Consider the following 17,602-nt stretch of genomic DNA (forward strand, 5'->3'; position numbering starts at 1 on the left):
TTTGATGAAGCAACTACTTGGAGAACGCATGTTAGCACAATCAAATATCACGCCGGTGCACGCCGGTGAAGACCAGTCTTCGACTGCGCGCTTCGCACCTGTGCAAGGGTACTCAGTCAACCAGGTCGAAACCGACGCCCAGTCGTTGGTTGAGCTCGTGATCGACAACAGCTGGCTGCGCGCTGGCGATGTCGTGTACCTCACCACCACCAACCGCATTGTCCTCACTGATTCCGACCTGAATGCGGCCGCTCGCGCCGTGATCGGTGGTGAGCAATGATCGAAAACAAACACGCCAAGCTACGACTGACGGCCAAACTGCTGCCGATCATCGCGCCATTCATCGCGAAGGCTGATATCCGCTACTACCTCAACGCAATAAACGTCCGCCCGCATAAGGACGGCGGCGCGGTCATCTGCGCGACCAACGGACATGTGCTTGGTGCGATCTACGACCCAGAAGCGATCTGCGAGCATGAAGTCATCCTGCGGTTTGACAATCGCATGCAGCAAGCGTGCGCAACTGGCCTGACGAATGATCGCCATGTCGTGATGATCGGCGACCGGTTGGCTGTGGTCGAGAACGGTGACGCGGATGTGTACATCCAGGCCGGCCGTCCTGAAATCGAGGCGCAGTACCCGCGGTATGAGCGCGTGATCCCGAAGTTGGAAGACCTGCTACCAGGACTTCCAGGCACGTTCGGCTCCCCGGTCATTGCGCTGGCCCAAAAGGCGGCTATCGCGGCTGGCAAGGCGCTGCTGCGTCGGTCCCGCGATGCGGTGGCGATGAGTTTCTTCTCGAAAAAAGACGATCCAGGTTCAGCGGTTTTCCGGCTGGGCTGCGCTCCAAACTTCATCGGCGTGATGATGTCGATGCGCGGCGAAGATAACCTGCCTGCTGCACCTGCATGGGTTGCGGCGCTTCCGGTTGTGGACGACCTCGCGTCGATGACGAAAGCCGCAGCTCCAGCGAAAACTGAAGAGGTGCCGGCATGACACGCGCCAGTTACGTTACCCCTGGCCAGACTGCCGCGCGTATCGACAACCTGCGCCGTCTGGTGGCTGAACTCATGATTCGCCCACTGCGCCGCGACGAGATCGGGAACCTGCTGCAAATGGGTCCATCCGGCGTGCGCAAGTACTTGGTCGATCTCGGGAGCCGCATTACGACTGCGCGCATCGACAGTGAATCGATGTGCTTCCTCGCCATCACCATCGACCAGGCTCAGGCTTATCTTGCTCAACTCGCTACGGCACCAGTGGCGCGCCCCACAGGCGTCCCGAAGCGCTCGAGCGAGACGGCCAAAATCGGCGCCGGCCGTCTCGTACATATCATGGAAGACGACGTGCACTACTCGGTGCGCTTGCACTCAGCGGCGCCCGCGCGCGACCCGCTGGTTGCTGCGCTGTTCGGCGCGCGTAATCCGGAGGTGCGGGCATGACTGAGCATAGTAACTACCGTCAGCCTACGCGCGGCACTGCAGCCTTTGCCGCAGGCGAGCACCTGTACAAACATGGCCCCATGAAGGAGCAAGACCTCGAGGCTGCACTGGATGCCATCGGTGAGGCGAAGCTCAAGGGCGACGCACTGCAGCGCGCGCTGCGCACCGGCTGGCTGACGGTGCAACAGGATGGCCGCATCGCCGTCAGCCTGTACGCCCGCATCTCCTACGACCGTCTGGCCGGCATCGTGCATGTCAAGCACGTTGGCCAGGTCGCGGCGCCGCGCCATTCGGACGTGTTTGCGCGCCCGACGTTGAGCAAGAAATACATCCCTAACCGTCGTGGCCTGCGCCAGGACATACCGGCCTGGTCGGTGCGCAGCGAGACTTCATTCAAGACCGTTGGTGGAGGTGGCGCATGAGCACTCGTATCGACCGGACCGGTACGGTCAACTTCGGCGACGCTAGCATCTCGATCTGGGAAGACGGCATCAGCGCCGCGCGTGCAGCGGGTGGCTACCCAGCAGAAAAGGCCTGGGAACGCTTGTTCAAGCGCCAAGTGTTCGCGCGCATTGTTCAGACCCTGAACCGTATCGGATGGACCGTTGGCCCGTGGGATAAAACAGAGCATTACAAGGTGATCGCGCTCAACCATCGCACCTGCAGCAAGGGTGACTTGAAGGGCGAGCTCAGCTTGAGCGGGCGTTGCATTAAGTTTGAGATGTGGCAGGACGTCACGCAGTCAGAAAACCGCAACGGCGGCCGCTACGATTTTGACAAAGAAGATCGGATGCCACACGTGCTGCGCCTAGAGATGGAGCGGACGCGCCGGCGGATTCGCGACTACCTGTGCAACGTGTTCACCGGTTACGCCTGCGGCGAACCGCGGCCAGAACTGGGGTTCAATGGCGTCACCGCCCTCGAATACGCGGCGCACGCTCGCCGCACGTCCGGCCACTACGTGCCCGAGCTCGACCGCGCCCGCTTCGGCAACAGCGGCAATGACAAGTCAGCTGACGGCTACCAGCTGGAGAACGGTACGCCGGTCTATGCGATCAACCGCGACGGCCGTGTGATCAGTGGCGTCGCTTTCTACAGCCTGAACGGCAACTGGCAGATCGTGACCGGTCGCTACGATCTGGACTATGTGTGGCACAACCAGGTCTACGTGAAGAGCCCGGGCAATGTTCGCGTCAAGCGCAACGCCGACCGCCGCCGCAAGCGTCTCGAGGCGGAGATGGCCAGCGCAGTCAAAGGGATGAAGTTCGAGCGCGCCGCCCAACTGCGCGACATCCTGTTCCCGGGCGACCAGCAGTTGTTCAACGTCTGGCATGACGAGCATCAGCTCTATCACCGCGCGGGCTTCTGCGGTTACACGGCTGACCAGTCTCAAGCCGGCAAGTTCACGGCCGACGAGGTACGCGGGTGGGACTGCGCTCCGAATAGGGTCATGTCGATTGCCATGCTGGAGGCCGCATGAAAGAGCGTCCGATCCTATTCAGCGGTGCCATGGTGCGCGCGCTGCTCAACGGCAGCAAGACACAGACGCGCCGAGCGTTGAAGGTTCGCTGCCAAGAGATCGGCGAACGTGACGGCGGCAGCCTTTGGCCTTGGTCGGAAAACCCCGACACCGCCGCCGACCATTGGCACGCATGCCCATACGGCCAGCCCGGCGACCGCCTGTGGGTGCGCGAGACCTGGCTGGAAGACCCTGACGACGACGGCACCTGGGCCTATACGCAATACACGGGTTGTAAGGGTTCGCCACTGTCGGACATCCCGCGCAAATTCCAGAAGCCAGAACACTGCATCTTCCGAGAGGGGTGGGACGGCAGCAGTCTGCGTTGGCGCCCAAGCATCCACATGCCGCGCTGGGCCAGTCGCATCCTGCTCGAGATTGTGTCGGTGCGCGTCGAGCGACTGCAGGACATCAGCGAGGCCGACTGCTGGGCTGAGGGCATCGAAGCGGTGGACGGAGCGTTGGACGACCTGGCCATCATCCATCTGGCGAAGCGAATGGGGCGCAGCTTTGAGGATGTGGCGCCAACGTATGCCGCGCTCTGGGAATCGATCAATGGTGTCGGCAGCTGGGATGCCAACCCATGGGTGTGGGTGGTCGAGTTCAAACGGGTGATGCCGTGATCCGCTCTGGCGCCCTCAAGCAGGGCAAGCCGCTGCAGCGCAAGACGCCGATGGCGCGCGGTACCGGCTTCAAGACACCCGCAGCTGGCGCTGGACTGCTGCGTGTTGCCGCAGTGCAGACGAAGGCCCGAGCCCGTGAGCCGAAGCTGCAGAAGCCTATGGCCTCGCGTGGGATGAAGGGACGTCCGCCGACCGCCGACGAAGCGCGGTTCATGAGCGCGATCGCCGACTTGGGCTGCGTGGCATGCCGTCATGACGGCTGGAGCAACCCTGACGTCAGTGTGCACCACATCGACGGCCGCACGAAGCCTGGTGCGCACCTACTGGTCCTGCCTCTGTGCGCTGGCCACCACCAGGACGGCACTGGCACGAACCCGACGCTGATCGCCGTTCATCCATACAAGGCGCGCTTCGAGGCTCGCTACGGCGCCCAACTGGCGCTGCTGGCCGAATGCGTGGCCATGCTCACAAATAACGAAGCCGCGGCGGTTGCACCCGACGCGGCCTCTGAACAAATCACAGTGGAGTAATTATGTCTGCCAATATTTTAAGCGATTACAACGACTTCCTTCGCGCCAAGATCAAGCTGGCACAGCGTAAAGGCTTCGCCGTCCCTTTCGATCAGATCAATCCAGGCCTCAAGCCGCACACCCGCGACATCGTGCGCTGGGCGCTGCAGGGCGGCCAGCGCGCGGTCTTCGCCTCGTTCGGCCTGCACAAGACCAGTACGAACCTTGAGGTGATGCGCCAGATCGGCATCCACCGGCCGTGCCTGCGCCTGATCGTTCTGCCACTGGGCGTGCGTCAGGAGTTCACCCGTGAGGTGGCGAAGCGCTTCACCGGCGACTGCGCGGTCGACCTGCGCTTCATCCGCACTGATGCAGAGATCGACGGTATCGACACGGTCTACATGACGAATTATGAGAGCGTGCGCGACGGGAAGATCGATGTCACCCGCTTCGGCGCCGCGTCGCTCGATGAAGCCAGTATCCTGCGCAGCTATGGCAGCAAGACCTATCAGGAGTTCCTGCCGCTGTTCGACCAGGTCGAGTTCAAGTTTGTCTACACCGCCACGCCTAGCCCGAACCGTTTCAAGGAACTGATCCACTATGCGGGTTTCCTGGGCGTGATGGACACCGGCCAGGCACTGACCCGCTTCTTCCAGCGTGACAGCGAGAAGGCCGGCAACCTGACCCTGTACCCGCACAAGGAAACCGAGTTCTGGCTGTGGGTGGCGAGCTGGGCATGCTTCATCCGTCGCCCGAGCGATCTGGGTCACTCGGATGAAGGCTACGACCTGCCGCCGCTCGAGGTGCACTATCACGAGGTGCCGAGCGACTATGACGCCGCCGGCGCTGAGCGGAATGGCCAGGGTCTGCTGATCCCGAACGTCGCGATGGGCCTGTCGGCGGCAGCCGGCGAGAAGCGGCAGAGCATGGCCGCGCGCGTCGCCAAGGTCGCCGAGATCGTCGAGGCGGATCCGGACGACCATTTCGTCATCTGGCACGACCTCGAGGATGAGCGTCACTCAATCCAGGCTGCGCTGCCCGGCGCCGTGAGCGTGTGGGGTACGCAGGATCTGGACGAGCGCGAGCAGCGCATTGCGGACTTCAGCGACGGCAAGTTCCCGATCCTGTCGACCAAGCCGATCATCGCAGGCTCAGGTTGCAATTTCCAGGTGCACTGCCACCGGGCGATCTTCGCCGGCATCGGCTTCAAGTTCAACGACTTCATCCAGGCGATTCACCGCATCCAGCGCTTCCAGCAGACGCATCCGGTCCGGATCGACATCATCCACACTGAGGTGGAGCGCGCTGTTCTGGCCGAGTTGCAAGAGAAGTGGCGCCGGCACGACGAGATGCAGGACACGATGGGCGAGATCATTCGCACCTACGGGCTGGATCAGCTGTCGATGCAGGACAGCCTGGCGCGCACGATCGGCGTCGAGCGGCACGTGGTCGCGGGTGAGCGGTTCAGCGTGGCCAACAACGATTGCGTGCTGGAAGCGCTCGAGCAGCCGGAGAACTCGGTCGGACTGATCGTCACCAGCGTCCCGTTCGCGAATCACTACGAGTACACGCCGAGCTACAACGACTTCGGCCACACCCAGGACAACAACCACTTCTGGGAGCAGATGGACTTCCTGACGCCGCAGCTGCTCCGCATCCTGCAGCCGGGCCGCATCTACGCCTGCCACGTGAAGGACCGGATCAACTTCGGCAACGTGACCGGCGCTGGCATCCCGACGGTCAGCCCGTTCCATGCGGAGGCGCTGTTTCACGGCATGAAGCACGGCTTCGACTACCTGGGCATGATCACCGTGGTTACGGACGTCGTGCGCGAGAACAATCAGACCTACCGGCTGGGCTATTCCGAGGTGTGCAAGGACGGCACGAAGATGGGCGTCGGCTCGCCGGAGTACATCCTGCTGTTCCACAAACCGCAGAGCGACCGCAGCCGTGGCTATGCCGATATCCCGGTGACCAAGTTCAAGCCGCTGTGCCAGACCGATGACGGTGAGCAGGTTGCCTTCGACCGTAAGCTGCCGCCGATCCCAGGTACCGGCTACAGCGTCGCGCGCTGGCAGGTCGACGCCCACGCATTCTGGCGCTCGAGCGGCGATCGCCTGCTCGCGGCCGAGGAGCTGGCCAGCTACGGTCCGGCAAAGCTGGCCAAGATGTTCACCCAGCTGTCGATTACCAATGTCTACGATTACGAATACCACGTGAAGGTGGGCGAGGCGATGCTGGCGAACCGTTCGCTGCCGGCCGACTACCTCAGCCTGGCGCCGGGCAGCGGCGATCCGATGGTGTGGCACGACATCGTGCGCATGCGCACCCTGAACGGCGACCAGTCGGCGCGCGCCGTCGAGAAGCATGTCTGCCCGTTCCAGATCGATATCGTTGACCGCCTGATCAACCGCTACAGCAACCCGGGCGACGTCGTGTACGACCCGTTCTGTGGCCTGGGCACGGTCCCGGTGCGCGCCATGAAGCTGGGTCGCCGCGGCGCCGGGTCGGAACTGAATCCAGCGTATTTCAATGACCAGGTGCACTACTGCCGCGCGATGGAGCGCGAGGTCAGCATGCCGACACTGTTCGACCTCGAGGCGGTCGACGCCGAACAGCCGGCGCGGGAGGCAGCATGAGCATCATTCATGTAGCGTCGGTCTCCAGCGGCATCGACAGCCAGGCAACCCTCGAACAAGCGGTCGAGCGCTTCGGCGCCCACCGGGTCATTGGCATCTTCTGCGACACGGACAACGAGGATCAAGCCGTCTACGACCACCTCGACTACCTGGAACGCGAGATCGGCGTGCGCATTCACCGGCTGAAGGCCGACTTCACCCAGCAGATCGCTGACAAGCGCTGGTTCGTGGCGCGCGACGTGCGCACCGGCCGCGAGTACGACACGAAGCCGGTGTTCGAAGCCGACGGCAAGACGCCTATCTGGAAGCGCGACCGTTTCGGCAACGTCGTCATGAAGAAGGGCAAGCCTGTGCAGAAGACCGTCAAGGTAGGCGGCGGCCGGCGCAAGCGCTGGTCGAACAAGGCCAAGCGCCGCGCGCTGAGCGTGCTGTACCCGACCGGCAACGCGTTCCTCGACCTGTGCATTTGGAAGGGACGCTTCCCATCGCGCAAAGCCCAGTTCTGCACTGAAGAGCTCAAGCGCAACATGGCCGTCGATTTCCAACTCGGTTTGATCGAGAAGGGGCATACCGTCGTGAGCTGGCAGGGTGTGCGCCGGGATGAATCCGAAGCGCGCAAGAACGCGCCCAAGTTCGAATCGCTCGGCGGCGGAATGTTCATTTACCGCCCGATCGTCGACTGGACGAAACCTGAAGCCTTCGCCTACTGCGCGGCACGGGGCCGGACGCCGAACCCGCTGTATCTGGAAGGTTGCGACCGGGTCGGCTGCATGCCTTGCATCAATTCGAAGAAGGAAGAGATCCGCCAGACGAGCGTGCGCCGTCGTGGCCATTTGGTGCGCATCAGCGATTGGGAGCGCATCGTTTCGATGGCCAGCAAGCGGGGCTACAGCACGTTCTTCCACAAGGTCGACAACCAGGCCAACGAACGCGCCGCGCGCATTTTCACGCGCAACGAGGTCTGGCAGGTCGTCCGGTGGGCTCAAACCACGCGCGGAGGAAAGCAGTTCTCACTGCTGAACGACCTCGACGAGCCGGATGGTTGCTCGTCTTCCTATGGACTTTGTGATCAGGCGGCGGCATGAAAAAGGTACGCACTAAGAAGTATCGCCCGCGCCCGGTGGCGCTGGCCGGCGGCCTGACCGCAATTGCACGGTGTATCGCGCGCGGGCAGGACGCTGCGCCGCTCGCCGAGGATCAGCTGGCCGACCTGGGCCTTGCGTACTGGCTCAGTCTCGAGCAGCTGCGCACCGGTGCCGCGACCGAAGAAGCCTGGTCGTGCGTGGTCACCGCGCTGAACATCGCCATGGCTATGGCCGAGGCTGATATCGGCGCGGAGCACGAGGCGTCGATCATCCGCGCGCTCGACGGCGCTTTCCGCGCCAAAGTGCGCAGCGCCAAGAGCGGTAACTTCCGGCTCGACGGCGATGCCATGCGAGATATCGAAACGGTACTCACGGTCCACGATGCCCAGCTGGAAGTCGCTACGCGCGCCGAAACCATCGCTGCGCTGCAGCTGGTGTTCCAGCGCGTCGACGAGGGCCACGTGTACAGAGAAGCGCCTGACGCGGCGCCAACGGATAGAAAGGAAACATCATGGGAAGCATGCTGAATTTGCAAAATACCGGCGGCAACGACTTGACGATGTCGAGCCGCGAGATATCCAATGTGACGGGCGCCCCGCACGAAAGCGTTCTGAAAACGGTACGACGATTGATTGCCGAGGGTATCGTTTCTGGGAACGAGACCCCCTACCAACACCCGCAGAACGGCCAATGCTATACGGAGTTCTGGCTGTCGTTTCGTGACACGATGGTAGTAGCGTCCGGCTACAGCGCCGAGCTGCGCGCGCGAATCATCGACCGCTGGCAGGCGCTGGAAGCTGTACCGTCGGCTCCAGCTCCGGCCGTTCCGCAATCGTTCGCCGCGGCGCTGCGCCTGGCTGCCGAGCAGCAGGATGTCATCGATGCACAGGCCGCCCAGCTCGCCGCTGCAGCGCCGGCCGTCGAGTTCGTCGAGCGCTACGCCGACTCGACCGGCACGAAGGGCTTCCGTCAGGTGGCTAAGCTGCTGGGCGCGAAAGAGAACCTGTTCCGTGAGTTCCTGATCGAACAGAAGATTCTGTACCGGCTCGGATCGGAGCTGACACCCCACGCCCAGCACATTGACGCCGGCCGCTTCTGCGTGAAGGCCGGTACAGCAGGAAGCGGACACGCGTTTAACTCGGCTCGCTTCACATCGAAAGGCGTGACATGGGTCGCTGGCGAGTGGGCGAAGCACCAGGTCGTGCAGCGGCAAAAGGAGGTGGCCCATGCCGCGTGATTACTCACCACTGCGCGCGCTTGCCGCCAGTGCCCTGACAGTGCATCTCAAGTCGACCACGGTCACAGAGCTGCTGGACGAGCTTGATCTGCTTCGCGCAGGTGGCCGGCCGGCGAAAGTGGCTCGCAACGACTATCCCGCTGACTTTGAAGTCGTGTGGGAGGTCTACCCGGCGCGCCCAGGCGCTAGTAAGAAGGCGGCGCACAAGGCATGGGCTGCTCGGATCACGATCGGCGCCACGCCGGCAGAGATGCTGGCTGGTGCGCAGGCGTACGCCCATTACGTCAAGGCGATGAAGATCGAGCCGCAGTTCATCAAGCAGGCGGCCACGTTCTTCGGGCCCGGGGAGCACTACGCCGCCGACTGGACGCCTCCCGTCAACCAGCCGAAGCCAGCCGGCGGGAACTGGTGGGCGACCGATGCAACGATTCTGGCCAAGGGAGCTGAGCTGGGGCTTTCGCCGCGGTCCGGTGAGTACATGGGTCAGTTCAAGGCTCGCATCGAGCTGGCGCTGGACCCCGCGCTCAAGCAGGCAACGGCGTCGCCCACGTTCACCACGATCATGCCGACCTTGGCCGCGCCACCCCAGCCGGAGCGGCGCGCGCCCAAGCCGGAGGGCATTGGCTCGCTCAAGGATCTTGTGCGCCGCGACCTGCCGCCGGCTAGAGCAGCGTGATGGGTGGCGACGTCGAGATATGCGCGCGCTGCGAGCGGCTCAAGACGGAGGGTTATCCGGACAAGCTCAAGCAAGGGCAGGGGTATTGCCGGGGCCACGAGGATGATAGCCCGTCGCGCGGGCCGTTCGCTACTTGGAATGACCGTGCTTGCGTGCTGTTCATTCGAGCGAAGGAAATGGCGCTGCGCGAGCGCTGGATCGAGAAGTGGGAAATGAAAACCAAAAAGGAGTCAGATGCAACAACAGCAACTTGATGCAAACCGCCGCCTGGCGGAATTGATGGGGTGGACAAACATTTTTCAGGTGAGCGGCGCGCTGCTGGGCACGCCGCCCGACGGCGCGGCGCAATCTCGCGGTCAGGCCAGGGTGCCGGATTGGAATGGCGACTGGCGCGACTGTGGCCCACTGCTGGAGTGTGACGGCATTACTCGAGACACGATTGTCGCCAACGAGATCGCGAGACGGGAAATGGGCCAATGACCGCTCAGCGCGCGCTCCAGGCGCTGGGCCGGCTCAAGGTCGGCACTATGAACAAGACCGAGGCCGCTTACGCCGCTACGCTCGACGCCCGTCGCTTTGCCGGTGATGTTGCGTGGTTCAAGTTCGAGGGGGTGAAACTGCGGCTGGCCGATAACACGTTCTACACCCCGGACTTCGCCGTCATGCTGGCCGACGGTGCGCTGGAGATGCACGAGGTGAAAGGCTTCTGGCAAGATGATGCTCGAGCGAAGATCAAAATAGCGGCCGACCTTTACCCAATGCGATTCGTTGCCATCCAGGCTCGCCCGAAGAAGGATGGCGGCGGCTGGTCGGTGGAAGAGTTTTAGAAAAAGGGATCGATATGAGTACGAATGTCTTCAAGCGGGGCGCGTACTAAACTGCCGATTTCAGGTGGCCGGAAAGAGCAACAGGCCTGACCAGCGAGCGCGCCGACACCTATGTCCAAAGCTGGCGCGCCAGTTCAGACGCTGCAGCGGGTGATGCGGCACAACAGCTTCACCACCACTATGGGCTAATTGGAGAAGATGCTGGCAGCTAGGCCTCCAGTAGGTAGAAGGGAGCTGGACTTGCCACCTGGCCGGGCCTATTTTTTCGTGAACGTTTTTATCCGCGCGGTCAGCTCAGAGACAGCAGCGTCACGTCCTTCAGAGGCGCTGTCGAACAAGGCAGCGATCGTTTTTTGAGGGTATCGAAGCAGTGCGGTCTGTTTCCATACTGATGGGTGTTGAGCTGGGCCACGTAACTCAGCAGTCGCCCAAACCGCGCATCTTTCCTGAACGATTGGGAACCACCCGTCAGGTTTTACCTCGTTGAGGTTCACTGTGACTATCCAGCCGTCGATGTCAGTTTTTTCGCGAATCAGCATATTGGTCGTTTAAAAGATCAGAAATTCCAGATTTGGCGCTCCGGCGGCGTCTGTTCAATGCCCGCTAGCGACCAAGAATGACGTCCCGAAAAGAAGCGTAAGCTTGCGATTCGAGCGTGGGCTGCGCCTCCTGCGCCACTGCCGAAACAGCTAAATTTGCAGTGATATTCGCTATACCTGCGAGCGGTAAAAATAGCTGAGGCAGGCGCACCGGCACTGTTATGCAACTGTCGAAACCTACGCACAGGCCGTACTTCTCAACAATTCGGGCGGAGTGCCCCGTGACTGCAACCAGCACGATGTCGCGCGTGACGTCAATTCTGCGTAGCTTGATGCCTAGCTCCGCTCCCCGCATGTCGCCGAGCTCGAGCGACATATAAACAGCATGTGGCCTGTAGGTCTCAGCTATTTCCACTGCCGCTTGGCCGCTATGTGCTATCGCCATGACGCAGCCGAACGCCTCAAACAGACTTTCGTAGATCTCACAAACATCACGGTTCTGACTGACGAACAAAAGGCGTACTGGTGATCCGTTGACAGTGAACATCGATGGCACCAAGTTAGATTGAAGGCGTTTGCTATATCGGCGCCGAGTACCAAAAACGCGGCACACGCTTTGAAGCGCCGCTGAGTGCACACTATAGCCTGTCTTCCTCAAAGATTTCCGCTGTGAACCTCCGGGGACGAAGGATTGAAAGGTTGAGAACGCGTTCAATCCCACCTCAAAGGCGTCAAGCTGTGGCTCGCCGACAACACCTTTTACACATCTGGCTTCGTTGTCGTGCTAGTGGATGGCGCACTAGAGATGCAGGAGTGAAGGATTTTTGGCAGGACGGCGTCCGTGCCAAGATAAAAATTGCCGCTGACCTTTATCCTATCCGTTTCATTGCTGTACGCGTGAAGCCGAAGAAGGAGGGCTGGGCTGGCATATTCAAGAGTTCTAACCACACGCCTACGATTTCAGTGTACGTGCTGCCATGCCTTGAAGATCATTGAAAATGCGCTCGAGATCACTCCATGACCCTCAAAGGATGCCGGCCTATCGTCATTTGGGTAGCCCATGGCCGGGATCGAGCGCAGCATGCGTAAAACCTGTGGATGATGCTCTCCATCTGCTTCGACATCTTCCAGTACCTCCCGCTCGATTTGATGCAAAAGCGCCCAAGTCAAAATTCCCAACGACCGGTGTCTTTGGATAATTCTGGGCAACGCTTCCTGAACAGCCGCCGACGCGCTGTCAAGTTCGTTCATTAGCTGAGTTGGAGTAAGTGAATCCATTAAATATTTTCCTGCAATTTGAGTGGCAATAGGGTTCGATCAACTGAGCAATTGTGTCATGTCTGTTGCCACTCTGCTGAACTGAACCGCCGCTTGCGACACCGGTGAATAGGTAGTCAATGGCCAGTCTATTTTGCATCCGGGTCGCACTCACGTGATGCAAATCGGATACAAATTGCGATTTGGAAAATGTCGGGCGTCTACATTATTTTCTTTCCACTGGTAATCTCTTTGTCGTTACGAAGGAGAACCCATGTTTGCTGAGCGCTACCTCAATGCACTGAATACATCCAATTTGCAGGATGACGATCAGCACCACCAAACCGAGCCACTTGTCGCCGCAGCGCTAGCTGACCTGTCGGGCGGATCGGGCGCGTTGTTCGGCACCATGCTGCTGCGAGCCAGTATCGCTGGCGTGCCGCGTCAGGCAGACGAGAGCAGCGCTCGTGACCTGGGCGTGTTGCTGCGTGTGTGGACGGGCGAGGTAGCACGCAAGGGCTTTGATCGGAAGTGGATGAATATCAAAGCCGAGTGGGACATCAAGGCCGCCTATGCCATATATGCCAAGATCGCGCGCGTCAGCCTAGCGCACTGGCTGGGCGGCGAATGCTCAGCATGCAACGGGACAAAGGTCGTGGCCAGCCGGGTCTGCGCTCACTGCGCCGGCACTGGCCGTGAGCCGATCCAGGGTGGTGCGCTGGAGATTGAGCGCGTCAAGGACATGGTGTCGGAGCTGCAAGGGCTGTACCAGGCGCACAGCGCGCGGGCGTCCGCTAAGATGAGGCGAGCGGCATGAGTGCGGCCGATAGCATCCGCGCCGCGCGCGAGAAGATGGAGAGCGCAATCTTGCTCGCCACCGTCCAGGCAGTAGACGAGTTCAGAAACGTCACCGGTGCCACACCATCGGACATCTATATCACGATGAATCGGCGCATGCGTTTGGGTGTAGCCGTTGATGATGTCGTTCTTGGTGTTGCAGCGCGTATCGAGTTGTAGCGCAACAGTGTTGCAAACTAGGCGAACCGGGCGTAAACTACGTTTCTTCACATATCCCTCGATCCACGTAATGCGCGCTCCGGCGCCAACGTCACCCGAGGCAGTCGAGTACCCGGCCCGCAATACAGCCGGCGCTCGTCTAGCAAAAAGGCCCGCCATTCCGGTGGGCTTTTTGCATTTGCGGCCTACCTAGCAGATAGCTTTGAGGCTCGCCGCCTGGCCCACGCACGGGCCAACCGATCAATGCGGCCGCAGCCTGCCTGGTGATGCGCGAATCGCACACAGCCCAAGCCGTGGGTGAGAGCCCCACCGTCCGCTCCCTTGTCTCCGGTCCTGCACCAGCAGGATCTTCGCCATCCTTGTAGGATGTGGGCATGTAGGTCGCCTGACTCCCGCTAACGAGTCACCACATGCATGCCGAAGCTCATTGGATAGAGCGCTCCCGCAGTCCGGATTGAACAATAGTCCGATGGAAAGGAGAGGATGCAGGTTCGACTCCTGTCGGCAGCCGTGTGGGGGAATCGCGCAGGCTGATGCGCGGGTTGGTGTCGTGTTTCGAGAGCCGCTGCGCAAGAGCGTCACGACCACCTACTGGAACGCGGGTTAATTCAGTAAGCCGGAGATTAGCGCCGGCCACCACTACTTGTCTCCCTCCAGCTCGCTGGACTTCGCCGCCCCTCGCATCCATGCGCCGGGCGGCTTTTCTTTTCCGAGGTATCGCATGAAGCGCAGCACCGTCATCAAGTCGTCGTCCCTGCCGATGCGTTCGCCGCTCGGTCTCGCCATTCTGTTCTGGCTGCTGCTCGATCGCCTGGGTGCGCCGGGCTGGGCATTCGGGGTGCTGTGGACGCTGGTCGGCTTGCTCGTATTTATCTGGGTCATTTCGTTCAAGACCGAGTCCGCACAAGACGTGCCGGGCTTCGGGGAGAAATAGCATGACGGTCGCGCAGGAGTTGGACTGGCTGCGCCATCGCTTGCTCAAGCTGCGTGAGCAAGCAACATTCAATCGGATTCGAGGTATCGCATGAACGACATCGCACGCATCTATCGCGCCGAGATCCTGCGAGCGGTGCTTGGCCCTGGCGCCCATGCGGCCAAGGCGGCTGACCTTCATCGCTTGAACCAGTTCGCTGAGCACCTGGCGGCGTGCGAAGAAGCCCAGACGATCCTGCGCGCCAAAGGCCACGGCGGACAGAGCACCAGTATCGTCGAGGCTGCTCGTCAAGTCCCTGCCAACGTGAAGCACGTTATTCGAGCGCTGTTCTCGGCGCCAGCGGCACCGCGTGAGCAGGGCATAGAGCAAGCACACGAACCATGGAAGTCCACCTGATGGCAACCGTATCGCTTGTATTGCGCACACATGTTGCATGGTGGGTTCGTCCTGCGCTTACCGTCGCGTTCCTGTGCGCCTCGCGCTGCCCAGCTCGCGCCGATCAGATGATCGACTGGATCGTTGATCGCGGAATCAAGTTCGAGTCGTCGTGAAGCTGCAGCAGCTACGAACCCAACTTCGGCCTGCAGCAAGCAGGGTCACCATGCTGCCGACGCAGCGACCTGAGACAGTCGAGCGCAAGCGCGGGTCGGCTGGCGTGCGTGATCGTGACCGCATCCGGGCGCGCGACTGCGGCTTGTGCCAAGAGTGCAAGCGCAAAGGTCGCGCCACCATCGGTGGCCCGGTCGACCACATCATCCCGCTCTGGAAGGGCGGCAGTGACGACGAATCGAACAAGGAAGTGTTGTGCGTTCCGTGCCATGACGCCAAGACGGCTCGTGAGGCTGCGGAGCGGTCGCGCGGCTGACGATAGCCGGCAAGGGGAGGGGGTGTTGTAAGTCTACAACGCCTCGGACCCGGACACCGACTAGCAACTCACGCGCAGAAAAAAGTCCCCTTGGAGGAAATTGTTAATGGCTTTAACAGGCAAGAAGCGAGCCTTCGCCGATGCCGTTTTGGCCGGGTTCTCGAATAAGGAAGCGGCGATTCGTGCCGGCTTCAGTGAAAAAACGGCGTCGGCAGCCGGGTCCCGAAATGTTAAAGACCCGGATGTTAAAGCTTACCTCGATCAGCGCCGTCAGCCGACCTCTATTGCCGGCACGAAGGCACCGGCGCAGCCCGGCCCGGTGGACGACGCGATCGAGATTCCGCCAACCGCCGACCCCGTCGAATTCCTCACTAAGGTCATGAACGAGCCGGCAGCCGATCTTCGGCTTCGAATCGATGCGGCGAAGGCGATGCTGCCGTTTAAGCATCAGAAGCTGGGCGAGGGCGGAAAGAAAGATCAGAAACAGGTCGCGGCGCGCAAAGCCGGGGCTGGAAAATTTGGCTCATCCGAGCCACCAAAGTTGGCAGCGGCGAATGGTAAGAGGTTGTGATGCCGGAATGGACAACTGCGTGCCCCGATTGGGCTGAGCGACTTCGCTCTGGCCGTTCGATCATTCCGCCGCCCATCTTTCCAGAGGAGGCAGAGGCTAACCTGGAGGTTATGCGGGAGTTGCGGATCGTCGATGCTCCTGGCAGCCCTCGGATCGGTGAGGCATCAGGGCAATGGGTGTTCGATTTGGCAGCATCGGTGTTCGGCGCGTATGACGCGCAGAGTGGCCGGAGGCTGATCAAAGAGTGGTTCGTGATGCTGCCGAAGAAGAACTTCAAGTCCGGCTTGGCAGCCTCGATCATGCTGACCTGCCTGATCCGGAACTGGCGTCAGTCGGCGGAGTTCACCATCCTTGCTCCCACCAAGGAAGTGGCTGACAACAGCTACAACCCGGCGCGGGACATGGTGAATTACCTGGATGAAGACGACTACAGCGAGCTGCTCGACCTGATTCACGTGCAAGAGCACGTCAAAAAGCTGACGCACCGCGAGAAGAACTCAACCCTCAGGGTGATCGCAACTGACAGCGCGACGGTCGCGGGTAAGAAATCGGTCGGCACGCTCGTCGAAGAGCTATGGCTGTTCGGCAAACAGGCCAATGCGAAAGATATGTTTCGCGAGGCGCTCGGCGGCTTGGCATCTCGTCCAGAGGGCTTTGTTATTTGGGTAACGACGCAGAGCGATGAGCCGCCTGCCGGCATCTTCAAAGAAAAACTGCAATACGCCCGCGACGTACGGGACGGGAAAATTCACGACCCGCAGTTCGTTCCGATCATCTACGAGCACCCGCCGGAGATGGTGAAGGCGAAGCAGCACCTGAAGCTCGAAAACCTGCCGATGGTGAACCCGAACTATGGGTACTCCGTCGACAGCGCGTTCCTCGAGCGCGAATTCATGAAGGCCGAGATCGAAGGGGAGGCATCCCTACGCGGCTTTCTGTCGAAGCACGGCAACGTCGAGATCGGCCTGAACCTTCGGTCCGATCGGTGGGTTGGAGCAGATTTCTGGGAACGCCAGGCCAAGGTGCCAAACATCACGCTGCACGATCTGCTCGCGCGCTGCGAGGTGATCACGGCCGGCATTGACGGTGGCGGCCTTGATGACTTGCTGGGTCTGGCGTTTGTTGGGCGCGAGCGCAAAACTGGAAAGTGGCTTGCATGGACGCGCGCTTGGGCGCACCCGATCGCAATGGAGCGTCGCAAGAGCGAAGAAAGCAAGTACACCGACTTTCAGGAGCAGGGTGACCTGGTAATCATCGAGCAGCTTCCCGGCGACGTCGCTGCGGTTGCGGCAGTGGTGAAAGAAGTCAACGAGTCAGGCCTCCTGGCTTCCGTCGGTCTGGATCCAGAAAAGACCCACAAAGTCATGTTCCAAGCGTTGGTCGATGCCGAAATTGATGAGGCCAAGTGCTTTGGCGTTTCGCAGGGCTGGAAACTGATAGGCGCGATCAGCGTCACCGAGCGGAAGCTGGCCGAGGGCGTGCTTCTGCATGGCGGCCAGCCGCTCATGAACTGGTGTGTCAGCAACGCCAAGATAGAGCCGCGCGGAAACGCCGCTCTCATCACCAAGCAGGCATCCGGCACAGGCAAGATTGACCCGCTCATGGCCCTGTTCAATGCAGTACAGCTGATGGCGCTAAACCCGGAGCCAGCGCAAACCACTTCAATCTACGACGAGGGCGTTTCCATATGAGCTTTATCGATTGTGCGACCCTCGTCGCTGGCATCGTGGGCCTGATTTCGGTCACCGTCGGCGCCGGGATGATCTACCTGCCCGCTGGCTTCATCGTTGCTGGCGCTGGCCTTCTGTTCTGGTCATACACCGTCGCCCGCGCCATGGCGCGCGGTGGCATCAAGGAATAAC

26 protein-coding genes and 1 tRNA gene are annotated in these 17,602 nt (G+C 61.1%); 24 read left to right on the forward strand and 3 right to left on the reverse strand.

Features of this window, described 5'->3' with window-relative positions:
• Nucleotides 1-28 precede the first annotated feature (28 nt).
• Genes AC56LY_RS05660 through AC56LY_RS05730 form a run of 15 tightly spaced genes read left to right on the forward strand, consistent with a single transcriptional unit; the run spans nt 29 to nt 10,557 of the window.
• Entirely contained in the window at nt 29-280 is a 252-nt protein-coding gene (locus AC56LY_RS05660; RefSeq protein WP_499577275.1) for a hypothetical protein, read from the forward strand.
• Nucleotides 277-996: a hypothetical protein gene (locus AC56LY_RS05665; RefSeq protein ID WP_499577276.1), complete on the forward strand. Its 720-nt coding sequence runs from the start codon at nt 277-279 to the stop codon at nt 994-996. The genes AC56LY_RS05660 and AC56LY_RS05665 overlap by 4 nt, the downstream gene beginning before the upstream one ends.
• Entirely contained in the window at nt 993-1,442 is a 450-nt protein-coding gene (locus tag AC56LY_RS05670; protein ID WP_499577277.1) for a hypothetical protein, read from the forward strand. Before AC56LY_RS05665 ends, AC56LY_RS05670 begins: the two co-directional genes overlap by 4 nt.
• Complete coding sequence (locus AC56LY_RS05675; protein WP_499577278.1) at nt 1,439-1,864, forward strand: hypothetical protein; 426 nt, start codon at nt 1,439-1,441, stop codon at nt 1,862-1,864. Before AC56LY_RS05670 ends, AC56LY_RS05675 begins: the two co-directional genes overlap by 4 nt.
• Nucleotides 1,861-2,922, forward strand: coding sequence for a UvrB/UvrC motif-containing protein (locus AC56LY_RS05680; protein ID WP_499577279.1), 1,062 nt, complete (start codon nt 1,861-1,863; stop codon nt 2,920-2,922). Before AC56LY_RS05675 ends, AC56LY_RS05680 begins: the two co-directional genes overlap by 4 nt.
• Nucleotides 2,919-3,584 carry an ASCH domain-containing protein gene (locus tag AC56LY_RS05685; RefSeq protein WP_499577280.1) on the forward strand — a complete coding sequence of 222 codons (666 nt, stop codon included), beginning with the start codon at nt 2,919-2,921 and terminating at the stop codon, nt 3,582-3,584. The genes AC56LY_RS05680 and AC56LY_RS05685 overlap by 4 nt, the downstream gene beginning before the upstream one ends.
• Nucleotides 3,581-4,114, forward strand: coding sequence for a Ref family recombination enhancement nuclease (locus tag AC56LY_RS05690; RefSeq protein WP_499577282.1), 534 nt, complete (start codon nt 3,581-3,583; stop codon nt 4,112-4,114). The genes AC56LY_RS05685 and AC56LY_RS05690 overlap by 4 nt, the downstream gene beginning before the upstream one ends.
• A 2-nt stretch (nt 4,115-4,116) precedes the next feature.
• Nucleotides 4,117-6,732 (forward strand): DNA methyltransferase, encoded by a 2,616-nt coding sequence (locus tag AC56LY_RS05695; protein WP_499577283.1) that lies wholly within the window; start codon nt 4,117-4,119, stop codon nt 6,730-6,732.
• Nucleotides 6,729-7,817 carry a phosphoadenosine phosphosulfate reductase domain-containing protein gene (locus AC56LY_RS05700; protein ID WP_499577285.1) on the forward strand — a complete coding sequence of 363 codons (1,089 nt, stop codon included), beginning with the start codon at nt 6,729-6,731 and terminating at the stop codon, nt 7,815-7,817. The genes AC56LY_RS05695 and AC56LY_RS05700 overlap by 4 nt, the downstream gene beginning before the upstream one ends.
• The gene (locus tag AC56LY_RS05705; RefSeq protein ID WP_499577287.1) at nt 7,814-8,344 is read left to right on the forward strand and encodes a hypothetical protein; all 531 of its coding nucleotides are present in this window, start codon (nt 7,814-7,816) and stop codon (nt 8,342-8,344) included. The genes AC56LY_RS05700 and AC56LY_RS05705 overlap by 4 nt, the downstream gene beginning before the upstream one ends.
• On the forward strand, nt 8,329-9,054 hold the full coding sequence (locus AC56LY_RS05710) for a phage antirepressor KilAC domain-containing protein (protein ID WP_499577290.1): 726 nt from the start codon (nt 8,329-8,331) through the stop codon (nt 9,052-9,054). Before AC56LY_RS05705 ends, AC56LY_RS05710 begins: the two co-directional genes overlap by 16 nt.
• Nucleotides 9,044-9,730, forward strand: coding sequence for an LvrA C-terminal domain-related protein (locus AC56LY_RS05715; protein WP_499577291.1), 687 nt, complete (start codon nt 9,044-9,046; stop codon nt 9,728-9,730). The genes AC56LY_RS05710 and AC56LY_RS05715 overlap by 11 nt, the downstream gene beginning before the upstream one ends.
• Nucleotides 9,730-9,984, forward strand: coding sequence for a hypothetical protein (locus tag AC56LY_RS05720; protein WP_499577292.1), 255 nt, complete (start codon nt 9,730-9,732; stop codon nt 9,982-9,984). The genes AC56LY_RS05715 and AC56LY_RS05720 overlap by 1 nt, the downstream gene beginning before the upstream one ends.
• The gene (locus AC56LY_RS05725) at nt 9,965-10,210 is read left to right on the forward strand and encodes a hypothetical protein (protein ID WP_499577294.1); all 246 of its coding nucleotides are present in this window, start codon (nt 9,965-9,967) and stop codon (nt 10,208-10,210) included. Before AC56LY_RS05720 ends, AC56LY_RS05725 begins: the two co-directional genes overlap by 20 nt.
• The gene (locus AC56LY_RS05730; RefSeq protein WP_499577295.1) at nt 10,207-10,557 is read left to right on the forward strand and encodes a PDDEXK family nuclease; all 351 of its coding nucleotides are present in this window, start codon (nt 10,207-10,209) and stop codon (nt 10,555-10,557) included. The genes AC56LY_RS05725 and AC56LY_RS05730 overlap by 4 nt, the downstream gene beginning before the upstream one ends.
• Nucleotides 10,558-10,814: 257 nt before the next feature.
• Here AC56LY_RS05730 and AC56LY_RS05735 read toward each other — a convergent pair whose 3' ends face one another.
• The 3 genes from AC56LY_RS05735 to AC56LY_RS05745 form a co-directional block, all read right to left on the reverse strand.
• A complete protein-coding gene (locus tag AC56LY_RS05735) occupies nt 10,815-11,096 on the reverse strand; it encodes a hypothetical protein (protein ID WP_499577296.1) in 282 nt (93 codons plus the stop codon).
• 64 nt (nt 11,097-11,160) lie between these two features.
• Nucleotides 11,161-11,643, reverse strand: coding sequence for a response regulator (locus AC56LY_RS05740; protein ID WP_499577298.1), 483 nt, complete (start codon nt 11,641-11,643; stop codon nt 11,161-11,163).
• 413 nt (nt 11,644-12,056) lie between these two features.
• Nucleotides 12,057-12,374 (reverse strand): DUF2471 family protein, encoded by a 318-nt coding sequence (locus AC56LY_RS05745; RefSeq protein ID WP_499577300.1) that lies wholly within the window; start codon nt 12,372-12,374, stop codon nt 12,057-12,059.
• Nucleotides 12,375-12,627: 253 nt separating this feature from the next.
• Between AC56LY_RS05745 and AC56LY_RS05750 the strand changes: the two genes are divergently transcribed.
• The 9 genes from AC56LY_RS05750 to AC56LY_RS05790 all read left to right on the forward strand — a co-directional run bounded on the left by AC56LY_RS05750 (nt 12,628) and on the right by AC56LY_RS05790 (nt 17,601).
• Nucleotides 12,628-13,170, forward strand: coding sequence for a hypothetical protein (locus AC56LY_RS05750; protein ID WP_499577301.1), 543 nt, complete (start codon nt 12,628-12,630; stop codon nt 13,168-13,170).
• Nucleotides 13,167-13,370: a hypothetical protein gene (locus tag AC56LY_RS05755; RefSeq protein WP_499577302.1), complete on the forward strand. Its 204-nt coding sequence runs from the start codon at nt 13,167-13,169 to the stop codon at nt 13,368-13,370. The genes AC56LY_RS05750 and AC56LY_RS05755 overlap by 4 nt, the downstream gene beginning before the upstream one ends.
• Before the next feature lie 412 nt (nt 13,371-13,782).
• Nucleotides 13,783-13,880, forward strand: a tRNA-OTHER gene (locus AC56LY_RS05760).
• Nucleotides 13,881-14,091: 211 nt separating this feature from the next.
• The gene (locus tag AC56LY_RS05765; RefSeq protein WP_499577303.1) at nt 14,092-14,304 is read left to right on the forward strand and encodes a hypothetical protein; all 213 of its coding nucleotides are present in this window, start codon (nt 14,092-14,094) and stop codon (nt 14,302-14,304) included.
• 90 nt (nt 14,305-14,394) lie between these two features.
• Entirely contained in the window at nt 14,395-14,700 is a 306-nt protein-coding gene (locus tag AC56LY_RS05770; RefSeq protein ID WP_499577304.1) for a hypothetical protein, read from the forward strand.
• A 205-nt stretch (nt 14,701-14,905) separates the two neighbouring features.
• On the forward strand, nt 14,906-15,169 hold the full coding sequence (locus AC56LY_RS05775) for an HNH endonuclease (RefSeq protein WP_343024494.1): 264 nt from the start codon (nt 14,906-14,908) through the stop codon (nt 15,167-15,169).
• Between the two features lie 106 nt (nt 15,170-15,275).
• Nucleotides 15,276-15,740, forward strand: a complete 465-nt coding sequence (locus AC56LY_RS05780; protein ID WP_499577306.1) for a terminase small subunit — start codon at nt 15,276-15,278, stop codon at nt 15,738-15,740.
• 110 nt (nt 15,741-15,850) lie between these two features.
• Nucleotides 15,851-17,431 (forward strand): terminase large subunit, encoded by a 1,581-nt coding sequence (locus AC56LY_RS05785; RefSeq protein WP_499577307.1) that lies wholly within the window; start codon nt 15,851-15,853, stop codon nt 17,429-17,431.
• Nucleotides 17,428-17,601, forward strand: coding sequence for a hypothetical protein (locus tag AC56LY_RS05790; protein ID WP_499577308.1), 174 nt, complete (start codon nt 17,428-17,430; stop codon nt 17,599-17,601). Before AC56LY_RS05785 ends, AC56LY_RS05790 begins: the two co-directional genes overlap by 4 nt.
• Nucleotide 17,602: the final 1 nt, after the last annotated feature.

The sequence above is a fragment of the Telluria sp. ZT3P25 genome, assembly GCF_059685895.1.

Bases quoted from the DNA above. Each gene is read 5' to 3' on its own strand.
- AC56LY_RS05660 (WP_499577275.1), top strand. From the start codon at position 29: ATGTTAGCACAATCAAATATCACGCCGGTGCACGCCGGTGAAGACCAG.
- AC56LY_RS05665 (WP_499577276.1), top strand. From the start codon at position 277: ATGATCGAAAACAAACACGCCAAGCTACGACTGACGGCCAAACTGCTG.
- AC56LY_RS05670 (WP_499577277.1), top strand. From the start codon at position 993: ATGACACGCGCCAGTTACGTTACCCCTGGCCAGACTGCCGCGCGTATC.
- AC56LY_RS05675 (WP_499577278.1), top strand. From the start codon at position 1,439: ATGACTGAGCATAGTAACTACCGTCAGCCTACGCGCGGCACTGCAGCC.
- AC56LY_RS05680 (WP_499577279.1), top strand. From the start codon at position 1,861: ATGAGCACTCGTATCGACCGGACCGGTACGGTCAACTTCGGCGACGCT.
- AC56LY_RS05685 (WP_499577280.1), top strand. From the start codon at position 2,919: ATGAAAGAGCGTCCGATCCTATTCAGCGGTGCCATGGTGCGCGCGCTG.
- AC56LY_RS05695 (WP_499577283.1), top strand. From the start codon at position 4,117: ATGTCTGCCAATATTTTAAGCGATTACAACGACTTCCTTCGCGCCAAG.
- AC56LY_RS05700 (WP_499577285.1), top strand. From the start codon at position 6,729: ATGAGCATCATTCATGTAGCGTCGGTCTCCAGCGGCATCGACAGCCAG.
- AC56LY_RS05705 (WP_499577287.1), top strand. From the start codon at position 7,814: ATGAAAAAGGTACGCACTAAGAAGTATCGCCCGCGCCCGGTGGCGCTG.
- AC56LY_RS05710 (WP_499577290.1), top strand. From the start codon at position 8,329: ATGGGAAGCATGCTGAATTTGCAAAATACCGGCGGCAACGACTTGACG.
- AC56LY_RS05715 (WP_499577291.1), top strand. From the start codon at position 9,044: ATGCCGCGTGATTACTCACCACTGCGCGCGCTTGCCGCCAGTGCCCTG.
- AC56LY_RS05720 (WP_499577292.1), top strand. From the start codon at position 9,730: ATGGGTGGCGACGTCGAGATATGCGCGCGCTGCGAGCGGCTCAAGACG.
- AC56LY_RS05725 (WP_499577294.1), top strand. From the start codon at position 9,965: ATGCAACAACAGCAACTTGATGCAAACCGCCGCCTGGCGGAATTGATG.
- AC56LY_RS05730 (WP_499577295.1), top strand. From the start codon at position 10,207: ATGACCGCTCAGCGCGCGCTCCAGGCGCTGGGCCGGCTCAAGGTCGGC.
- AC56LY_RS05735 (WP_499577296.1), bottom strand. From the start codon at position 11,096: ATGCTGATTCGCGAAAAAACTGACATCGACGGCTGGATAGTCACAGTG.
- AC56LY_RS05740 (WP_499577298.1), bottom strand. From the start codon at position 11,643: ATGTTCACTGTCAACGGATCACCAGTACGCCTTTTGTTCGTCAGTCAG.
- AC56LY_RS05745 (WP_499577300.1), bottom strand. From the start codon at position 12,374: ATGGATTCACTTACTCCAACTCAGCTAATGAACGAACTTGACAGCGCG.
- AC56LY_RS05750 (WP_499577301.1), top strand. From the start codon at position 12,628: ATGTTTGCTGAGCGCTACCTCAATGCACTGAATACATCCAATTTGCAG.
- AC56LY_RS05755 (WP_499577302.1), top strand. From the start codon at position 13,167: ATGAGTGCGGCCGATAGCATCCGCGCCGCGCGCGAGAAGATGGAGAGC.
- AC56LY_RS05765 (WP_499577303.1), top strand. From the start codon at position 14,092: ATGAAGCGCAGCACCGTCATCAAGTCGTCGTCCCTGCCGATGCGTTCG.
- AC56LY_RS05770 (WP_499577304.1), top strand. From the start codon at position 14,395: ATGAACGACATCGCACGCATCTATCGCGCCGAGATCCTGCGAGCGGTG.
- AC56LY_RS05775 (WP_343024494.1), top strand. From the start codon at position 14,906: ATGCTGCCGACGCAGCGACCTGAGACAGTCGAGCGCAAGCGCGGGTCG.
- AC56LY_RS05780 (WP_499577306.1), top strand. From the start codon at position 15,276: ATGGCTTTAACAGGCAAGAAGCGAGCCTTCGCCGATGCCGTTTTGGCC.
- AC56LY_RS05785 (WP_499577307.1), top strand. From the start codon at position 15,851: ATGCGGGAGTTGCGGATCGTCGATGCTCCTGGCAGCCCTCGGATCGGT.
- AC56LY_RS05790 (WP_499577308.1), top strand. From the start codon at position 17,428: ATGAGCTTTATCGATTGTGCGACCCTCGTCGCTGGCATCGTGGGCCTG.